At 72.1% G+C, this 13850-nt stretch carries 14 protein-coding genes; 2 read left to right on the top strand and 12 right to left on the bottom strand.

Translation table 11 applies throughout. From position 1 onward, the window contains the following. Window positions 1-54 precede the first annotated feature (54 nt). Window positions 55-795 carry an SURF1 family protein gene (locus OG357_RS20910; RefSeq protein ID WP_329622598.1) on the top strand — a complete coding sequence of 247 codons (741 nt, stop codon included), beginning with the start codon at window positions 55-57 and terminating at the stop codon, window positions 793-795. A 63-nt stretch (window positions 796-858) separates the two neighbouring features. Here the strand turns inward: OG357_RS20910 and OG357_RS20905 are convergent, their stop codons facing one another. From OG357_RS20905 to OG357_RS20865, 9 genes are all read right to left on the bottom strand, one after another. Next, complete coding sequence (locus OG357_RS20905) at window positions 859-2205, bottom strand: hypothetical protein (RefSeq protein WP_329622597.1); 1347 nt, start codon at window positions 2203-2205, stop codon at window positions 859-861. Continuing rightward, complete coding sequence (locus OG357_RS20900) at window positions 2202-2930, bottom strand: SigE family RNA polymerase sigma factor (protein WP_329622596.1); 729 nt, start codon at window positions 2928-2930, stop codon at window positions 2202-2204. The genes OG357_RS20905 and OG357_RS20900 overlap by 4 nt, the downstream gene beginning before the upstream one ends. A gap of 264 nt (window positions 2931-3194) precedes the next feature. Beyond that, entirely contained in the window at window positions 3195-4265 is a 1071-nt protein-coding gene (locus OG357_RS20895; RefSeq protein WP_329622595.1) for an aspartate-semialdehyde dehydrogenase, read from the bottom strand. After that, complete coding sequence (locus OG357_RS20890; RefSeq protein ID WP_329622594.1) at window positions 4262-5533, bottom strand: aspartate kinase; 1272 nt, start codon at window positions 5531-5533, stop codon at window positions 4262-4264. The genes OG357_RS20895 and OG357_RS20890 overlap by 4 nt, the downstream gene beginning before the upstream one ends. A gap of 115 nt (window positions 5534-5648) precedes the next feature. Next, window positions 5649-7544 carry a tetratricopeptide repeat protein gene (locus OG357_RS20885; RefSeq protein ID WP_329622593.1) on the bottom strand — a complete coding sequence of 632 codons (1896 nt, stop codon included), beginning with the start codon at window positions 7542-7544 and terminating at the stop codon, window positions 5649-5651. Then, window positions 7541-7936 (bottom strand): hypothetical protein, encoded by a 396-nt coding sequence (locus tag OG357_RS20880; RefSeq protein ID WP_329622592.1) that lies wholly within the window; start codon window positions 7934-7936, stop codon window positions 7541-7543. Before OG357_RS20880 ends, OG357_RS20885 begins: the two co-directional genes overlap by 4 nt. 145 nt (window positions 7937-8081) lie before the next feature. Then, complete coding sequence (locus OG357_RS20875; RefSeq protein WP_329622591.1) at window positions 8082-8744, bottom strand: DUF5063 domain-containing protein; 663 nt, start codon at window positions 8742-8744, stop codon at window positions 8082-8084. Window positions 8745-8788: 44 nt separating this feature from the next. Continuing rightward, the gene (gene recR, locus OG357_RS20870; RefSeq protein WP_329622590.1) at window positions 8789-9388 is read right to left on the bottom strand and encodes a recombination mediator RecR; all 600 of its coding nucleotides are present in this window, start codon (window positions 9386-9388) and stop codon (window positions 8789-8791) included. A 71-nt stretch (window positions 9389-9459) separates the two neighbouring features. Further along, the gene (locus OG357_RS20865; protein WP_329622589.1) at window positions 9460-9795 is read right to left on the bottom strand and encodes a YbaB/EbfC family nucleoid-associated protein; all 336 of its coding nucleotides are present in this window, start codon (window positions 9793-9795) and stop codon (window positions 9460-9462) included. A 270-nt stretch (window positions 9796-10065) separates the two neighbouring features. Between OG357_RS20865 and OG357_RS20860 the strand changes: the two genes are divergently transcribed. Further along, window positions 10066-10788 (top strand): SLATT domain-containing protein, encoded by a 723-nt coding sequence (locus OG357_RS20860; protein WP_329625646.1) that lies wholly within the window; start codon window positions 10066-10068, stop codon window positions 10786-10788. Window positions 10789-10870: 82 nt separating this feature from the next. Here the strand turns inward: OG357_RS20860 and OG357_RS20855 are convergent, their stop codons facing one another. The 3 genes from OG357_RS20855 to OG357_RS20845 form a co-directional block, all read right to left on the bottom strand. After that, a complete protein-coding gene (locus OG357_RS20855) occupies window positions 10871-11521 on the bottom strand; it encodes a hypothetical protein (RefSeq protein WP_317596765.1) in 651 nt (216 codons plus the stop codon). A 125-nt stretch (window positions 11522-11646) separates the two neighbouring features. After that, the gene (locus OG357_RS20850) at window positions 11647-12354 is read right to left on the bottom strand and encodes a GntR family transcriptional regulator (RefSeq protein ID WP_329622588.1); all 708 of its coding nucleotides are present in this window, start codon (window positions 12352-12354) and stop codon (window positions 11647-11649) included. Window positions 12355-12433: 79 nt separating this feature from the next. Then, entirely contained in the window at window positions 12434-13798 is a 1365-nt protein-coding gene (locus tag OG357_RS20845; RefSeq protein WP_329622587.1) for an aspartate aminotransferase family protein, read from the bottom strand. Window positions 13799-13850 lie beyond the last annotated feature (52 nt).

Genomic DNA, 13850 nt, shown 5'->3' with positions numbered 1-13850 from the left:
TCCCCTGGGGACCCGGCCGTCGGGGAGCGGGGCGCGCTTGCGTACCGTGGGGGTGTGTACCGGTTCCTGGCAACGCCCCGCTGGTGGGGGATCAACGTCTTCGTCCTGCTGGCGATCCCGTTCTGCGTGTTCATGGGGACCTGGCAGCTGGGCAAGTTCGAGGATCGCGTCGACTCCCATCAGGAGGCCGAGCAGCGGCCCGCCGCGAGCTCGCTGAAGGCGGCGCCGCTGGACACGCTCCTGCCGGTGGACCAGGAGACCTCGGGGCGGCCCGCCGAGGCGCGCGGCCGGTTCGGGGAGCAGTTCCTCGTCCCGGAGCGCGACCTGGACGGCCGGACCGGTTCGTACGTCCTGACGCTGCTGAAGACGGACGGCGGCCAGTCCCTGCCGGTGGTCCGGGGCTGGCTCCCCACGGGTACGAAGGCCCCGGCCCCGCCGACCGGCGAGGTCACGGTGGTGGGCGCGCTCCAGGCCTCGGAGAATCCGGGGACGAAGGGCGTCCACAGCGCGGGCGGCCTGCCCGAGGGGCAGCTCGGCATGATCAGCGCGGCGGCCCTGGTGAACGTGGTCACGGACGACGTCTACGACGCCTGGATCACCCTCACCGACTCCCCCGCCGGTCTCACGCCGGTCCCGGCGGCGGCCGCCTCGGGGACGAGCCTGGACGTGAAGGCCTTCCAGAACCTCGGCTACACGGCGGAGTGGTTCGTCTTCGCCGGCTTCGTCCTCTTCATGTGGTTCCGCCTCGTGCGCCGCGAGGCGGAGGCCTCCCGGGACGAGGCGCTGGGCCTGTAGGACAGCCGCGAAAGGGCTTGGAGGACCGACGGGTCCTCCGGGCCCTTTTCCGTCGGCTCAGGCTCAGGAGCCCGCGAGGATGCCGGTCCGGTAGATCGTGCCCGCGCAGGCGTTCGGGACGGTCGCCACGGCGACGGGTCCGCCCGGCTCCGCGGTGTGGCTGACCGAGACGCTGCCGTCCGCCGGTGCGCCGTCCGCCCGGAACAGCTGCGGCGCCACACCGCTCTCCGCGTCCGTGCCCGTTCCGGTGTCCCCGCCGGTGCCCGTCCCCGTGTCCGTGCCGGGGTCCTGGGTGGCCGGTTCCGTCGTCGGGGGCGTCGTGGTCGGCGGCTCCGTCGGCGTCGGCTCCGTCGAGGGCGGCGTGGTCGGCGGCACGGTCGGCGGCAGCGTCGGAGTCGGCACCGTCGTCGCGGTCCCGCCGGTCGTCGGACAGGTCGAGCTCGGCAACCAGGCGAACCGGACCTCGTAGGAGCCGTCGGGCTTCAGGAGGAGCGCGGACGCCTCCTGCGCGGGATCGGGCAGTCCGCTGCCGTCGCCCGCGGTGTGCCGGACGACCGAGATCTGGCCCGGGTCGGCGGCGCCCCTGGCCTCGAAGCTGACGATGCCGCTGCCGTCCACGACGCAGTTCTTCCCGGAGACGTTGGCGACGCGGAACGTGCCGTACACGCTCCCCGAGCCGTCGGGGCCGCTCGTCTGGGTCGCGCTGACGCCGAGCTGGTCGGGCTCGCACCGCGGCGAGTCGCCGATCACCGGGATCTCGGAGGCCCGCGGTCCCGTGGTGCTCGTGAGGCTCTCCGTCCGCTCCGGCTTGCCCGTGGCCCCGTCGACCGTGCCCTGGCTGGGGGACACATGGGTCGCCGGGGACTGGGAGGACTTGCCTCCCTCGACGCCCGTCTCGGCTCCGGTGCCGCCCTGGGCATCCTGGCCGTGGCCCGCGTTCACGGGGTTGGCGGCGGTGATCCCGCCCGAGTTCGCGACGTGCACGAAGGCCGGCACGGCCGTCCCGATGAGGACGGCGGCAGCGGCGGCGCCGACGACGGCCTGCCGCTTGCGGGCCCGCCGCGCGGGCACGGCACGGCGCAGGTGGTCCAGCGAGCCGGTGGTGGGCTCCAGGCCCGCGACGGCGCCGTGGAGCAGCCGCCGCAGCGCGAGCTCGTCACCCAGGTCACCCAGGTCGCTCCCGGCACCCAGGTCGCTCACGGCGCCCGGACCACTGACGGCACCCACGACATCCGCCTCCGGATCCGGTTCTGGATCCGGCTCGGAATCGGGCTCGGAATCGGGCTCGATGTTCAGCATCCGTCGTCCACTCAGGTCGTCACGTTCATCACCGGCGTCACGCTCGGCACGGGCGTCGCGCTCGGCACGGGCGTCGCGCTCGGCTTGGGGCTCGTCCTTCTCGTGGCTCATGCGTTCGCCTCCATCGCGACGCGCAGCGCCGCGATGCCCCGCGAACCGTACGCCTTCACCGAACCCAGCGATATCCCGAGCGTCTCGGCGACCTGGGCCTCCGTCATGTCCGCGAAGTACCGCAGCACGAGCACCTCGCGCTGCCGCCGCTGAAGGCCCTTCATCGCCTTGATGAGGTCGTCCCGCTCCAGCTGGTCGTACGCCCCCTCCTCCGCGCTGGCCATGTCCGGCATCGGCTTGGACAGCAGTTTGAGGCCGAGGATGCGCCGGCGCAGCGCGGACCTGGAGAGGTTCACGACGGTCTGGCGCAGGTAGGCGAGCGTCTTCTCGGGCTCGCGGACGCGCTTGCGGGCGGAGTGGACGCGGATGAACGCCTCCTGGACCACGTCCTCGCAGGAGGCCGTGTCGTCCAGGAGGAGCGCCGCGAGGCCCAGCAGCGACCGGTAGTGGGCGCGGTAGGTCTCGGTCAGGTGGTCGACGGTGGTGCCGGCGGCCATGGCCCCTTCAGCGCTCGTACGGGGAGAGGGGATGCCGTCCATCGCTCTCGTGCGGGATCCGGCGGGCACGGGGGCGATCACCGGCATCCCGCCGAGCCCGCGCGGACGCCCGAACGGACGGGTCGCGGAGCCGCGTACGGGGATGACGGCGGCGCTCCGCACGGGGAGCACCGCTGTGCCCGCGCCGCGCAGCGGAGCGATGGTCGCGATGTCGAGTACCTCTGCCACGCCTGTTGGACACGTCTCGCCCCGTCAGGGTTGTACGCGTACGCCACCGAAATCGACGGTGACCCGTTTGTCCTCATGCGTAACCGTTCTCCCCCGATACCCCGCTTTCGCAGCGTGTTCCGCGCCACACGATGGTGAGTGAACGCAGAGACGCGCCCCAGCCAACTCGTGGTTGCAATGCGGGGGAAGAGCATCGTCGAACACGGAATCACCGCAGTTCAAGAGGTATCTGACGCCTTTTTGCTCACAGCACCTTCACAGATCCTACAAATCTGTGACAACCGATTCCGCGATCTGCAGCGCGTTGAGCGCCGCGCCCTTGCGGAGGTTGTCGGCGCAGACGAAGAAGTCCAGCGCGCGCTCGTCGTCCATCGAGCGCCGCACCCGTCCGACCCACGCGGGATCGGTGCCGACGACATCGGCCGGGGTGGGGAAGTCGCCCGCCGCGGGATCGTCGTACAGCACGACGCCCGGCGAGGTCGCCAGAACCTCGTGCGCACGCCCGACGGTGACGGGGTGTTCGAAACGCGCGTGGACGGAGACGGAGTGGCCGCTCACGACGGGCACGCGCAGACAGGTCGCGGCGATCCGCAGCCCGGGCAGCCCGAGGATCCTGCGGGTCTCGTCCCGGACGCGCTCCTCCTCCGAGGAGGCGCCGTCCTCGCCTGCCGTGCCCGACCAGGGCAGGACGTTGAGCGCGAGGGGCCCGGGGAACGGTCCGCTGTCGTCGCCGACGGCCCGGCGTACGTCGCCGGGCTGTGTGCCGAGCTCGCCGCCGCCGGCCACCAGGCCCAGCTGCGCGCGGAGCGCGTCGACGCCCGCCTGCCCGGCGCCGGCGCCGCTCGCCGCCTGCTGGGCGGTGACGACCAGTTCGGCGACCCCGAACTCGGCGTGCAGGGCGCCCACGGCGGCGATCAGCGCGAGGGTGGTGCAGCCGGGGCTCGCGACGATGCCCCGGGGGCGTACGCGCGCGGCGTGCGGATTGACCTCGGGGACGACGAGCGGCACGTCCGGGTCGCCCCGGAAGGCCGTGGAGGTGTCCACGACGACGGCGCCCTTGGCGACGGCGATGGGCGCCCACCGCGCCGCCACCGCCTCGGGCACGAGGAAGAGCGCCAGGTCGACGCCGTCCAGGGACTCCTCGGACTGCTCGTCGAGCGCGAGGATCTCGCACTCGACCCCGCGGACGGCGGCCTTGGAGCCGACCGCCGCCCCCGGGATGTCGAGCAGGCGTATCTCGCCCCAGACGTCCGCGTGGTGCGTGAGCATCTGGAGCATCACCGAGCCGACGGCTCCGGTCGCACCGACGACCGCGAGCGTCGGCTTCGGCGTCATCGGCCGGTGCCTCCATAGACGACGGCCTCGTCCGAGTCGCTGTCCAGTCCGAAGGCGGAGTGGACGGCGCGCACGGCCTCGTTGACGTCGTCGGCGCGGGTGACGACCGAGATGCGGATCTCGGAGGTCGAGATGAGCTCGATGTTCACGCCCGCGTCGGAGAGCGCCTTGAAGAAGTCCGCGGTGACGCCCGGGTTGGTCTTCATACCGGCGCCGACCAGGGAGATCTTGCCGATCTGGTCGTCGTAGCGGAGCGAGTCGAAGCCGATCGCGCCCTTCGCCTTCTCCAGGGCGTCGATGGCCTTGCGGCCCTCGGCCTTGGGGAGGGTGAAGGAGATGTCCGTCAGACCGGTGGAGGCGGCGGACACGTTCTGCACGATCATGTCGATGTTGATCTCGGCGTCCGCGACGGCGCGGAAGATGGCCGCGGCCTCGCCCGGCTTGTCCGGCACGCCGACGACGGTGATCTTCGCCTCGGAGGTGTCGTGGGCGACGCCCGAGATGATGGCCTGCTCCACCTTGCGGTCCCCTTGCGGCTCGTTGCTGACCCACGTGCCCTGCAGCCCCGAGAAGGACGAGCGGACGTGGATCGGGATGTTGTAGCGACGCGCGTACTCGACGCACCGGTGCAGCAGCACCTTGGAGCCGGAGGCGGCGAGCTCCAGCATGTCCTCGAAGGAGATCCAGTCGATCTTCTTCGCCTTCTTCACGACGCGCGGGTCGGCCGTGAACACACCGTCGACGTCGGTGTAGATCTCGCAGACCTCGGCGTCGAGCGCGGCGGCGAGCGCCACGGCCGTCGTGTCGGAACCGCCACGGCCCAGCGTCGTGATGTCCTTCTTGTCCTGGGACACACCCTGGAAGCCGGCGACGATGGCGATGTTGCCCTCGTCGAGGGCGGTGCGGATCCGGCCCGGCGTGACATCGATGATGCGCGCTTTGTTGTGGACCGAGTCGGTGATGACACCTGCCTGGCTGCCCGTGAACGACTGGGCCTCGTGGCCCAGGTTTTTGATCGCCATGGCCAGCAGGGCCATCGAGATCCGCTCTCCGGCGGTCAGCAGCATGTCGAACTCTCGCCCGGCAGGGATCGGGGATACCTGCTCGGCGAGATCGATCAGCTCGTCCGTCGTGTCGCCCATCGCGGAAACCACGACGACCACCTGGTGGCCGTTCTTCTTGGCATCCACGATCCGCTTGGCGACGCGCTTGATGCCTTCGGCATCGGCAACGGAGGAGCCTCCGTACTTCTGCACGACAAGGCCCACGTGCGCTCCTCGCTCAATGTGTGCCGCAGCCGGCGCTGCGATCGGCTCAGTCTAACGAGCGGCCCGGGAACGCCAGCGTGATATCGGATGCTGAGACGCGCCGCTCAGAGAGTGATCACTCGGGCAGCTCCGCGAGGGCATCCTCCACGAGCACCGTGTAGGGGTGGTGCTCCCCGAGCACGCGTACGCAGACGGGCAGCAGTTCCCGGTAGTCGGCCCGGGCCCGGTCGGTCACCCCGGCGCTCGCGTACACACCGGCCAGATTGATCCGGGCGCTCAGGGCCTCCAGATGCTCCTCGCCGAGGAGCGTCCGCAGCTCGGCCGTCGCATAAGCGCAGACCGCCACGGCCTCGCGGGTCCGGTGCGCGGCCTGGTACATCCCGGCGAGATCGACGAACGCCACCAGCGTCTCCCGGCACTTCACGCCCAGCACGCGGACCATGTCCTCGAGCACGCTCGCCTGGAGAGTGGCCGCCTCGCGGAGCAGCCCGGCGTGCAGGTGGGCCTGCGCGAGGCTGGCCCGCGTCAGGAGCGTGTCCCTGTGGTCGGCCCCGAGGACCTCGGTCGTCCTCCGCACCAGCTCGGCCGCCCGCTCGATCGCCTCCTCCGGGCGTCCCGACGAGGCGAGGCACTCGGCCAGCGCGCCACGCATCCCGAGGGTGAACGGATCGTCCGGGCCGAGCAGCCGCTCGGAGCCGGTCAGCGCCCGCTCGTACATGCCCACCGCCGCCTCGGGCAGCCCGTTCAGGCTCAGATAGGCGCCCGCGACGGCCAGCGTCACCAGCAGCGCCTTGCCGTCCTCCGCGGGGTCGGCGTACCGCAGAAACGATTCGATGTGCGGCATCAGCCCGCGCCACGTCTCCCAGTGGACCGGATCCCCGCTGTTCAGCGGTACGGCACGGCCGAGCGCCCCCTCCGCGACCAGCCGGGCCTGCGCTATCACCCGCGGAGCCCGGTACGGGTCCTCCGGGTCCGCCCGCCGGGCCACCGCCTGCACCAGCCGGTGCACCGACACCGACCCGTCCTCGTGGAGCGTGACCATGCTGTGCGCGGCCAGCTCCCCGAGCGCCTCGCGGACGCCGGGCATCGACGGCAGGAGCAGCGCAGGAATCCGGTCGGGGGCGAACCACGCGAGCAGCCCCAGGACGGCCCCCGCGAGTGGATTGGAGGCGTCGAGCCGGTCGAGCGTGACGCGCAGGGTCCGGGCGACGGCCTCCTCCGCGTTGCCGGGGCCGCCGCTCCGGCCCAGCTCCGCCAGGTAGGCGAGCGGGGGCGTGGCCGTGCGGCCGCAGTACGCGGCGGCGATCTCGACGGCCAGCGGCAGCTGCCCGAGGGTCTCGCAGAGCCGCTCGGCGCCGGTGGTGTCGCGGGGGCCTGCGTGGGTGGCGACGCGGGTGAACAGCTCGACGGCTTCGGCGGCCGGCAGGACGGGCAGCGTGACGACCCGCCCGATCCCGTACCAGGCGTCCGTCGTCCGGCTCGTGACGACGATCCTCCCCCGGCCGGTCCGGGCCAGGAGGCCCGCCACGTCCCCGGGGTCGGTGACGTTGTCGAGGACGAGCAGCCAGCCGTCGTGGGCCGACAGCCACTGCAAGGCCCGCTCGCGCAGGGCCTCTTGCGGGAGTATGCCGATCAGCGCGGGCTGCATCGCGACGGCGAGGTCCGCGAGCCCGGCGTCCACGTCGGCGCGGCTCTCGGCGGTGATCCACCAGACGGGGTTGCGGTGCGCCGCCTGCCGGAGGGCCCAGCGGGCGGCGAGCGAGGACTTGCCGACCCCGCCGAGGCCGCAGATCACGACGGTCTCCGCCTCCCGGTCGAGCAGGTCGCCCTCCTCGCCGCGCCCCACGAAGTGGGCGGCCTTGCGGGGCACGCTGACGAGTCCGGGCGGGCAGACCACGGGCCCGAGGGCCTCCGGCGGCAGCGTGGTCACGCGGTCGCCGGTGTGCACCCAACCGATGTCCCCACCGGCCGCGACGGCCCGGTCCCCCGAGGCGGAGACGCCCCCGCTCACGCGTCGCCGGTCGATACGGAGCCGATGTCACCGCCCGCCGCGACGGACCGGTCACCGGAGGCGGTGACGGGGCCCGCTGCGGTGGGCCCGCCGGCCGGCATGGCGGGCGGGGCGGGCGGGGCCTGCGCCCCGTCACCGGTGACGGCGACCCCGATGCTCCCGCCGGCGGCGACGGCGCGGCTTCCCGCGGCCTCCACACCGCCGGAACGCCCGAACTGCGCCCACAGGGAGAGCCCGAGCCCGGCGAGGGCGAGCACGGCTCCGGTGACACTGGCGATCTGGTCCGCCTTGCCGAGGTCGGAGACGGCTACGGCGAGCAGGGCGCCCACGCCGGTTCCGGCGACGCAGATTCCGCTCCGGAGCAAGGCCTTTGAGGGTGTGGTGGCTGCCATGGGGCCATGATGGGGGAGTCAGCCGTCCGACGGCAGCTGTTCATCGGCGAGTTGTCGGACGATGTCCGGCAACCCGCCCTCGCCGAGGACGTTCCGGCCGTCGCGGAGCAGCCCTCGGGCCGGATCCCGCGCGGCCGGAGGTCCGCTACTTCCTGACCGACCGCAGGCCCAGCGGCGCCGCGATCTCCTCCAGCATCACGCGCCCCGCCTCCTCCGCGAGCTCCTCCTCCGCCAGGTCCTCGTCCGTGTCGAGGCCGTCCAGCTCGGCCAGGGGCTGGTCGAGGCGGACGTGGGCGACGAGGGACTGGAGGGCGCGGAGGGTCGCCGAGGCGGTCGGGCCCCAGTTGGAGAAGTACGAGAACTGCCACCACCACAGCGCCTCGCTGGTGCGGCCCGCGCGGTAGTGCGCGAGGCCGTGCCGGAGGTCGGTGACGATGTCGGCGAGGTTGTCGGAGATCCGCGCCGGGACCGGGGCCTTGCGCGGCTCGTACGGGTCGAAGACCTCGGAGAAGACGTCGACCGGGTCCAGCATCACGGCGAACCGCTCGCGCAGGTCGTCGACGTCCGGCTCCGGACCCGTGTCCGGCTCGTACCGCTCGTCGGGAACGATGTCCTCGTGCGCGCCGAGCCGCCCGCCCGCGAGCAGCAGCTGCGAGAGCTCCAGGAGCATGAACGGGACCGCGCTGTCCGGCTCGTCGCCCTTGGCGACCTCGGTGGTCGCGACGATGAAGCTCTCGATCGAGTCGGCGATCTGGACCGCGAAGTCGTCGGGGTCCTGCGTGACGGAGTGGAGCGTGGCGTCAGACATCGAGCAGCCTTCCTCGGGGCGCACCTGCGTGGGCTCGGTCCTCGTCATACATCTAGCAGTCGCCGCCCCTCGAAGGCGCGGCCGAGGGTCACCTCGTCGGCGTACTCCAGGTCGCCGCCGACCGGGAGCCCGCTCGCGAGCCGGGTCACCCTCAGGCCCATGGGCTTGATCATCCGCGCCAGGTACGTCGCGGTGGCCTCGCCCTCCAGGTTCGGGTCGGTGGCGAGGATCAGTTCCGTGACCGCGCCGTCCGCGAGCCGCGCGAGGAGCTCCCGGATGCGCAGGTCGTCCGGGCCGACGCCCTCGATCGGGCTGATCGCGCCGCCGAGGACGTGGTACCGCCCCCGGAACTCGCGCGTCCGCTCGATCGCGACGACGTCCTTCGGTTCCTCGACCACGCAGATGACGGTCAGGTCGCGCCGCGGATCCCGGCAGATGTTGCACTGCTCCTGCTGTGCCACGTTGCCGCAGACCGCGCAGAACCGGACCTTGTCCTTGACCTCCAGGAGCGCGTGCGCCAGCCGCCGTACGTCGGTGGGCTCGGCCTGGAGGATGTGGAAGGCGATCCGCTGCGCGCTCTTGGGACCGACGCCGGGCAGCCTGCCCAGTTCGTCGATGAGGTCCTGAACCACGCCTTCGTACAACGGAACGCCCTTCTCGGGGGTGCTTGATTCTTACGGTAGTGGCTGGAATGCCACCTTTGAAGATGTACGGCTCAGAAGCCGAGGCCCGGCATGCCGCCCAGGCCCTGCGCCAGCGGGCCCAGCTTCGTCTGCTGGAGCTGCTGCGCGTTCTCGTTGGCCGCGTGCACGGCGGCCACGATCAGGTCGGCGAGCGTCTCCGTGTCCTCCGGGTCGACCGCCTTGGGGTCGATCACGAGGCCGCGCAGCTCGCCGGAGCCGGTGATGGTGGCCTTGACCAGGCCGCCGCCGGCCTGGCCCTCGACCTCGGTCCTGGCCAGCTCGTCCTGGGCGCGGGCGAGGTCCTGCTGCATCTTCTGGGCCTGGAGGAGAAGCTGCTGCATGTCGGGCTGGCCACCACCGGGAATCACGGTCACTCCTGAGGTTCGGTACGTCCGTATGTCGGGTACGCCCGAGCCTACGTGGTCGCCGCCCGCCCTGCCTCCATCACTCTTTCGAGTGAGAAACTGCGGGCTTCTCTACCTGATCAACACCCTCTTGCGGGCGGAAAACCCGGGATTCCGGGTCCGCCGCCCACCATTCGGCGGTAGGAAGGGCAGGCACCACGTGCACCGCACGTCACAGAAGGACACGCGCGCTGAGCTGAACAGAGGAGTCCCCCGGTGAGCCAGCAGCCGGACATGCAGCCACCGGGGCAGCCCGGGGAGAACGCGGAAGACACAGAGCGGCCGGACCGCGATCTCACCGGTACGCCGTTCCCCCTGGGCGACTGGGGCGAGCCCGCCGAGCGGCTCGACGAGCTGTACCGCTGGGTCGAGTCGAACGCCCTGCGCACGGCGGAGTGGTACCTCTCCGACCGCGTCTGGAAGCGCCGCTGCGCCCGGATCCTGCGGGTGGGCACCGCCGCCGGGGTGATCGCGGGCGCCGCGCTGCCGCTGCTCGACCTGACCGGGGCGGCCGAGGGCGCGGCCGGCTGGGGCTATCTGTCGCTGCTGATCGGCGCGGCCTGCCTGGCCTGCGACCGGTACTTCGGGCTGACGTCCGGCTGGATAAGGGACGTGGCGACGGCACAGGCCGTGCAGCGCCGTCTCCAGGCCCTGCAGTTCGACTGGGCATCGGAGAGCGTCCGGGAGGTCCTGGGGCCCACGGAGGGCACGGCGAGCGAGGCGGCCGAGCGATGTCTCGGCGTGCTGCGCCGCTTCTCGGAGGACGTGACCGAGCTCGTACGGGCGGAGACCGCGGACTGGATGGTCGAGTTCCGCTCGGGCCCGGCGCCGCTCATGCTCCAGTCGGTGGGCGTGGTGCCCGCGCGCGCGGAGAGCTCGCACCCGTCGGGCCGCTTCCCGCTGCCGCCCGGCACCCGGCCGAACATGCCGCGCCAGCGGCCCCCGGAGGCTCGCTGAGCCTCCGGAGGGGGCCGACGGGGGCGCCCGCGCGGGGGCCGGGGCCTGTCCGGTGGATCGGCGCCCCAGGGCCTGTCCGGCCCTAGCTCAGGATGATCATCGAGCCCTGTGCGAGGCTCCTGGTCGCCGCCGCGTGCAGCCCCAGCCACACGTGACGCTCCCGCGCGAAGGGACTGTCGTCGTACGGAATCGGTCCGGCCGGCTCCTCCAGGGAGGTCGGCCGCTCCGGCGGCACCGGCATCGCCGGCGGGTTCATCGGGTCGATGCCGATCGAGGGCGCCACGAACTCGAGCTCCCGCAGCAGCCCGTACGAGGAGCCGAGCGGGCCGCCCCGCTCCAGGAGCTCGTCGCTGGAGAGCGGCGCCGGGAAGTCGACGGGCACGTACGAGCCCGCGTGGTCGTAGTGCCAGACCAGGTGCGACTGCTGGGCGGTCGACTCGAACATCTCCAGGAGCTGTTCGTAGTCCCCGCCGAGCGCGCCGACCGGCTCGACCGGCAGCCCGCACACCTGGAGGAGGTACGCGCGGCGCAGGAAGTGCAGGGCCTCGTAGTCGAAGCCCGCGATCGGGGCGACGTCGCCGGAGAGCCCCGGCATGTACGCGTAGACGGGCACGGTCGGCAGGCCGGACGCGCTCAGCACGGCGTCGTAGGCCGCTATCTCTTCGGCGAAGGGGTTGTCGGGGCTGTGGCACAGCAGGTCGACAAGGGGGACCAGCCACAGGTCACAGGCCAAGGGAGGCTCGCTCTCCGTCAGTTGCAGGGACGGCCAGGGTAGTCGGCACGGCCGACGACGCCCACCCGCTCAGGAACTGCCCCGGGAGGCACCGCCTCAACCCGGCCCCCACCCTGGGGATCCCCTCAGCGCGCGCGGCTCTCCAACCGGTCAGCCCAGTCCAGCGAGTGCGTGTTGTAGTCCCGTACGACCGCGACGGCCGCCTCCGCGTCGCCGCGCGTGACCGCGTCCACCAGGTCGACGTGTCCGCTCCACAGCCAGCCGTGCATCTCCCGCTCGGAGCGCAGGTAGGGCACGGAGAAGACCCAGGCCTGGACGCGGAGCCGGTGCAGGAAGTCGGCGATGTAGTCGTTCGAGGCGACGAGGCGGGCCAGTTCGCGCCAGTAGCGGATGTCGTACCCGATGAGGACGTCCAGGTCCCCGGCGCGGGCGGCGCGGGCCGCGGCCTCGCCCCTGCGCCGTATGGAGACGAGTGCGACGCCGATCCCGAGGTCGGGTTCGGTGGCCGCGGAGCGGGGCGGCACGAGGGCGGCGTCGCGGCGGAAGATGCCGTCGACGACGAGCATCCGGGCCTCGACCATCCGCCGGTAGTCGTCGACCGAGTACTGGTGGACGCGGAAGCCGCGGTGCTGATCGGAGTCGAGGAGCCCCTGCGCGCAGAGGTCGACGAGGGCTTCCCGTACGGGCGTCGCGGACACGCCGTACTGCTCGGCGATCTGCTTGACGGTGAATTCCTCGCCCGGCTGGAGACGGCCCGCGAGCACCTCGTCACGCAGCGCGTCCGCGATCTGCTGTCGCAAGGTGTTGCGGGTGACAGCTCCGCTCGCGGGCATGTGGTCGGTCCCCTCCGTCCGGCTTCGGACACCCTAGTCCAAACGGAGGGAACCTCCCCGTATCGCCTTGGCTACGCGCTTACGCGGTGTACTCGTCGGCCACCGAGAGCGCCGCGTCCAGGGCCGCCAGGCCCTCCTTGACCTCCGCCTCGGAGACGTTGCAGGCGGGGACGGCGTGCGTGCGGTTCATGTTGATGAAGGGCCACAGGCCGTTCTTCTTCGCCGCGGCGCCCAGGGCGGCCATCGGCGCGGCGGCCTCGCCGGCCGCGTTGTACGGGACGAGCGGCTCGCGCGTCTCGCGGTTCCTGACCAGGTCGAGCGCCCAGAAGACGCCCATGCCGCGGACCTCGCCGACCGACGGGTGGCGCTCGGCGAGCTCGCGCAGGCCGGGACCGAGGACGTTCTCGCCGATGTGGGCGGCGTTCTCGACGACCTTCTCGTCCTCCATCACCTGGATGGTGGCGACGGCGGCGGCGCAGGCCAGCGGGTGACCGGAGTAGGTCAGACCGCCCGGGAAGGGCCGCTTGTCGAAGGTCGCGGCGATCTCGGCGTTGATGGCGACGCCGCCGAGCGGCACGTAGCCGGAGTTCACGCCCTTGGCGAAGGTCATCAGGTCGGGCACGACGTCGAAGTGCTCGGCGGCGAACCACTTGCCCGTGCGGCCGAAGCCGGCCATGACCTCGTCGAGGATGAAGACGATGCCGTACCTGTCACAGATCTCGCGGACGCCGGTGAGGTAGCCGGGCGGCGGGGTCATGATGCCGGCGGTGCCGGGCACGGTCTCCAGGATGATCGCGGCGATCGTCGCCGGACCCTCGAAGGCGATCGTGTCCTCCAGGTGCTGGAGGGCCCGCGCGCTCTCCTCCGCCTCGGTGGTGGCGTAGAAGGGCGAGCGGTAGAGGAACGGCGCCCAGAAGCGCACGACGCCGGCGGAGCCGTTGTCGGAGGCCCAGCGGCGCGGGTCACCGGTCAGGTTGATCGCGGTGGAGGTGGCGCCGTGGTACGAGCGGTAGGCGGAGAGCACCTTCGTACGGCCGGTGTGCAGCCGGGCCATGCGGACGGCGTTCTCGACGGCCTCGGCGCCGCCGTTGGTGAAGAAGATCTTGTCCAGGTCGCCCGGGGTGCGCTCGGCGATGAGGCGTGCGGCCTCGGAGCGGACGTCGATGGCGAAGGCGGGCGCGAAGGTGGTCAGCTTCCCGGCCTGCTCCTGGATCGCGGCGACGACCTTGGGGTGCTGGTAGCCGATGTTCGTGTAGACGAGACCGCTGGTGAAGTCGAGGTAGCGGTTTCCGTCGTAGTCCCAGAAGTACGAACCCTCGGCGCCGGCGACGGCGAGCGGGTCGATCAGACCCTGGGCGGACCAGGAGTGGAAGACGTGCGCGCGGTCGGCGGCCTTGACGGCCGCGCCGGCCTGCGGATCGGGTGCGGCGACATGAGGGGTCATGCGGTCGAGGGTAAGTAATCGCTGGTGGGGTGGGCCATGGCCATCTTGTCCA

Origin of the sequence: Streptomyces sp. NBC_01255, assembly GCF_036226445.1 — a bacterium.
Taxonomy (GTDB): domain Bacteria; phylum Actinomycetota; class Actinomycetes; order Streptomycetales; family Streptomycetaceae; genus Streptomyces.
This window is presented reverse-complemented; position numbering and strand designations above follow the sequence as displayed.

Bases quoted from the DNA above. Each gene is read 5' to 3' on its own strand.
- OG357_RS20905 (WP_329622597.1), bottom strand. From the start codon at position 2,205: ATGAGCCACGAGAAGGACGAGCCCCAAGCCGAGCGCGACGCCCGTGCC.
- OG357_RS20895 (WP_329622595.1), bottom strand. From the start codon at position 4,265: ATGACGCCGAAGCCGACGCTCGCGGTCGTCGGTGCGACCGGAGCCGTC.
- OG357_RS20880 (WP_329622592.1), bottom strand. From the start codon at position 7,936: ATGGCAGCCACCACACCCTCAAAGGCCTTGCTCCGGAGCGGAATCTGC.
- OG357_RS20875 (WP_329622591.1), bottom strand. From the start codon at position 8,744: ATGTCTGACGCCACGCTCCACTCCGTCACGCAGGACCCCGACGACTTC.
- OG357_RS20860 (WP_329625646.1), top strand. From the start codon at position 10,066: ATGCAGCCACCGGGGCAGCCCGGGGAGAACGCGGAAGACACAGAGCGG.
- OG357_RS20850 (WP_329622588.1), bottom strand. From the start codon at position 12,354: ATGCCCGCGAGCGGAGCTGTCACCCGCAACACCTTGCGACAGCAGATC.
- OG357_RS20845 (WP_329622587.1), bottom strand. From the start codon at position 13,798: ATGACCCCTCATGTCGCCGCACCCGATCCGCAGGCCGGCGCGGCCGTC.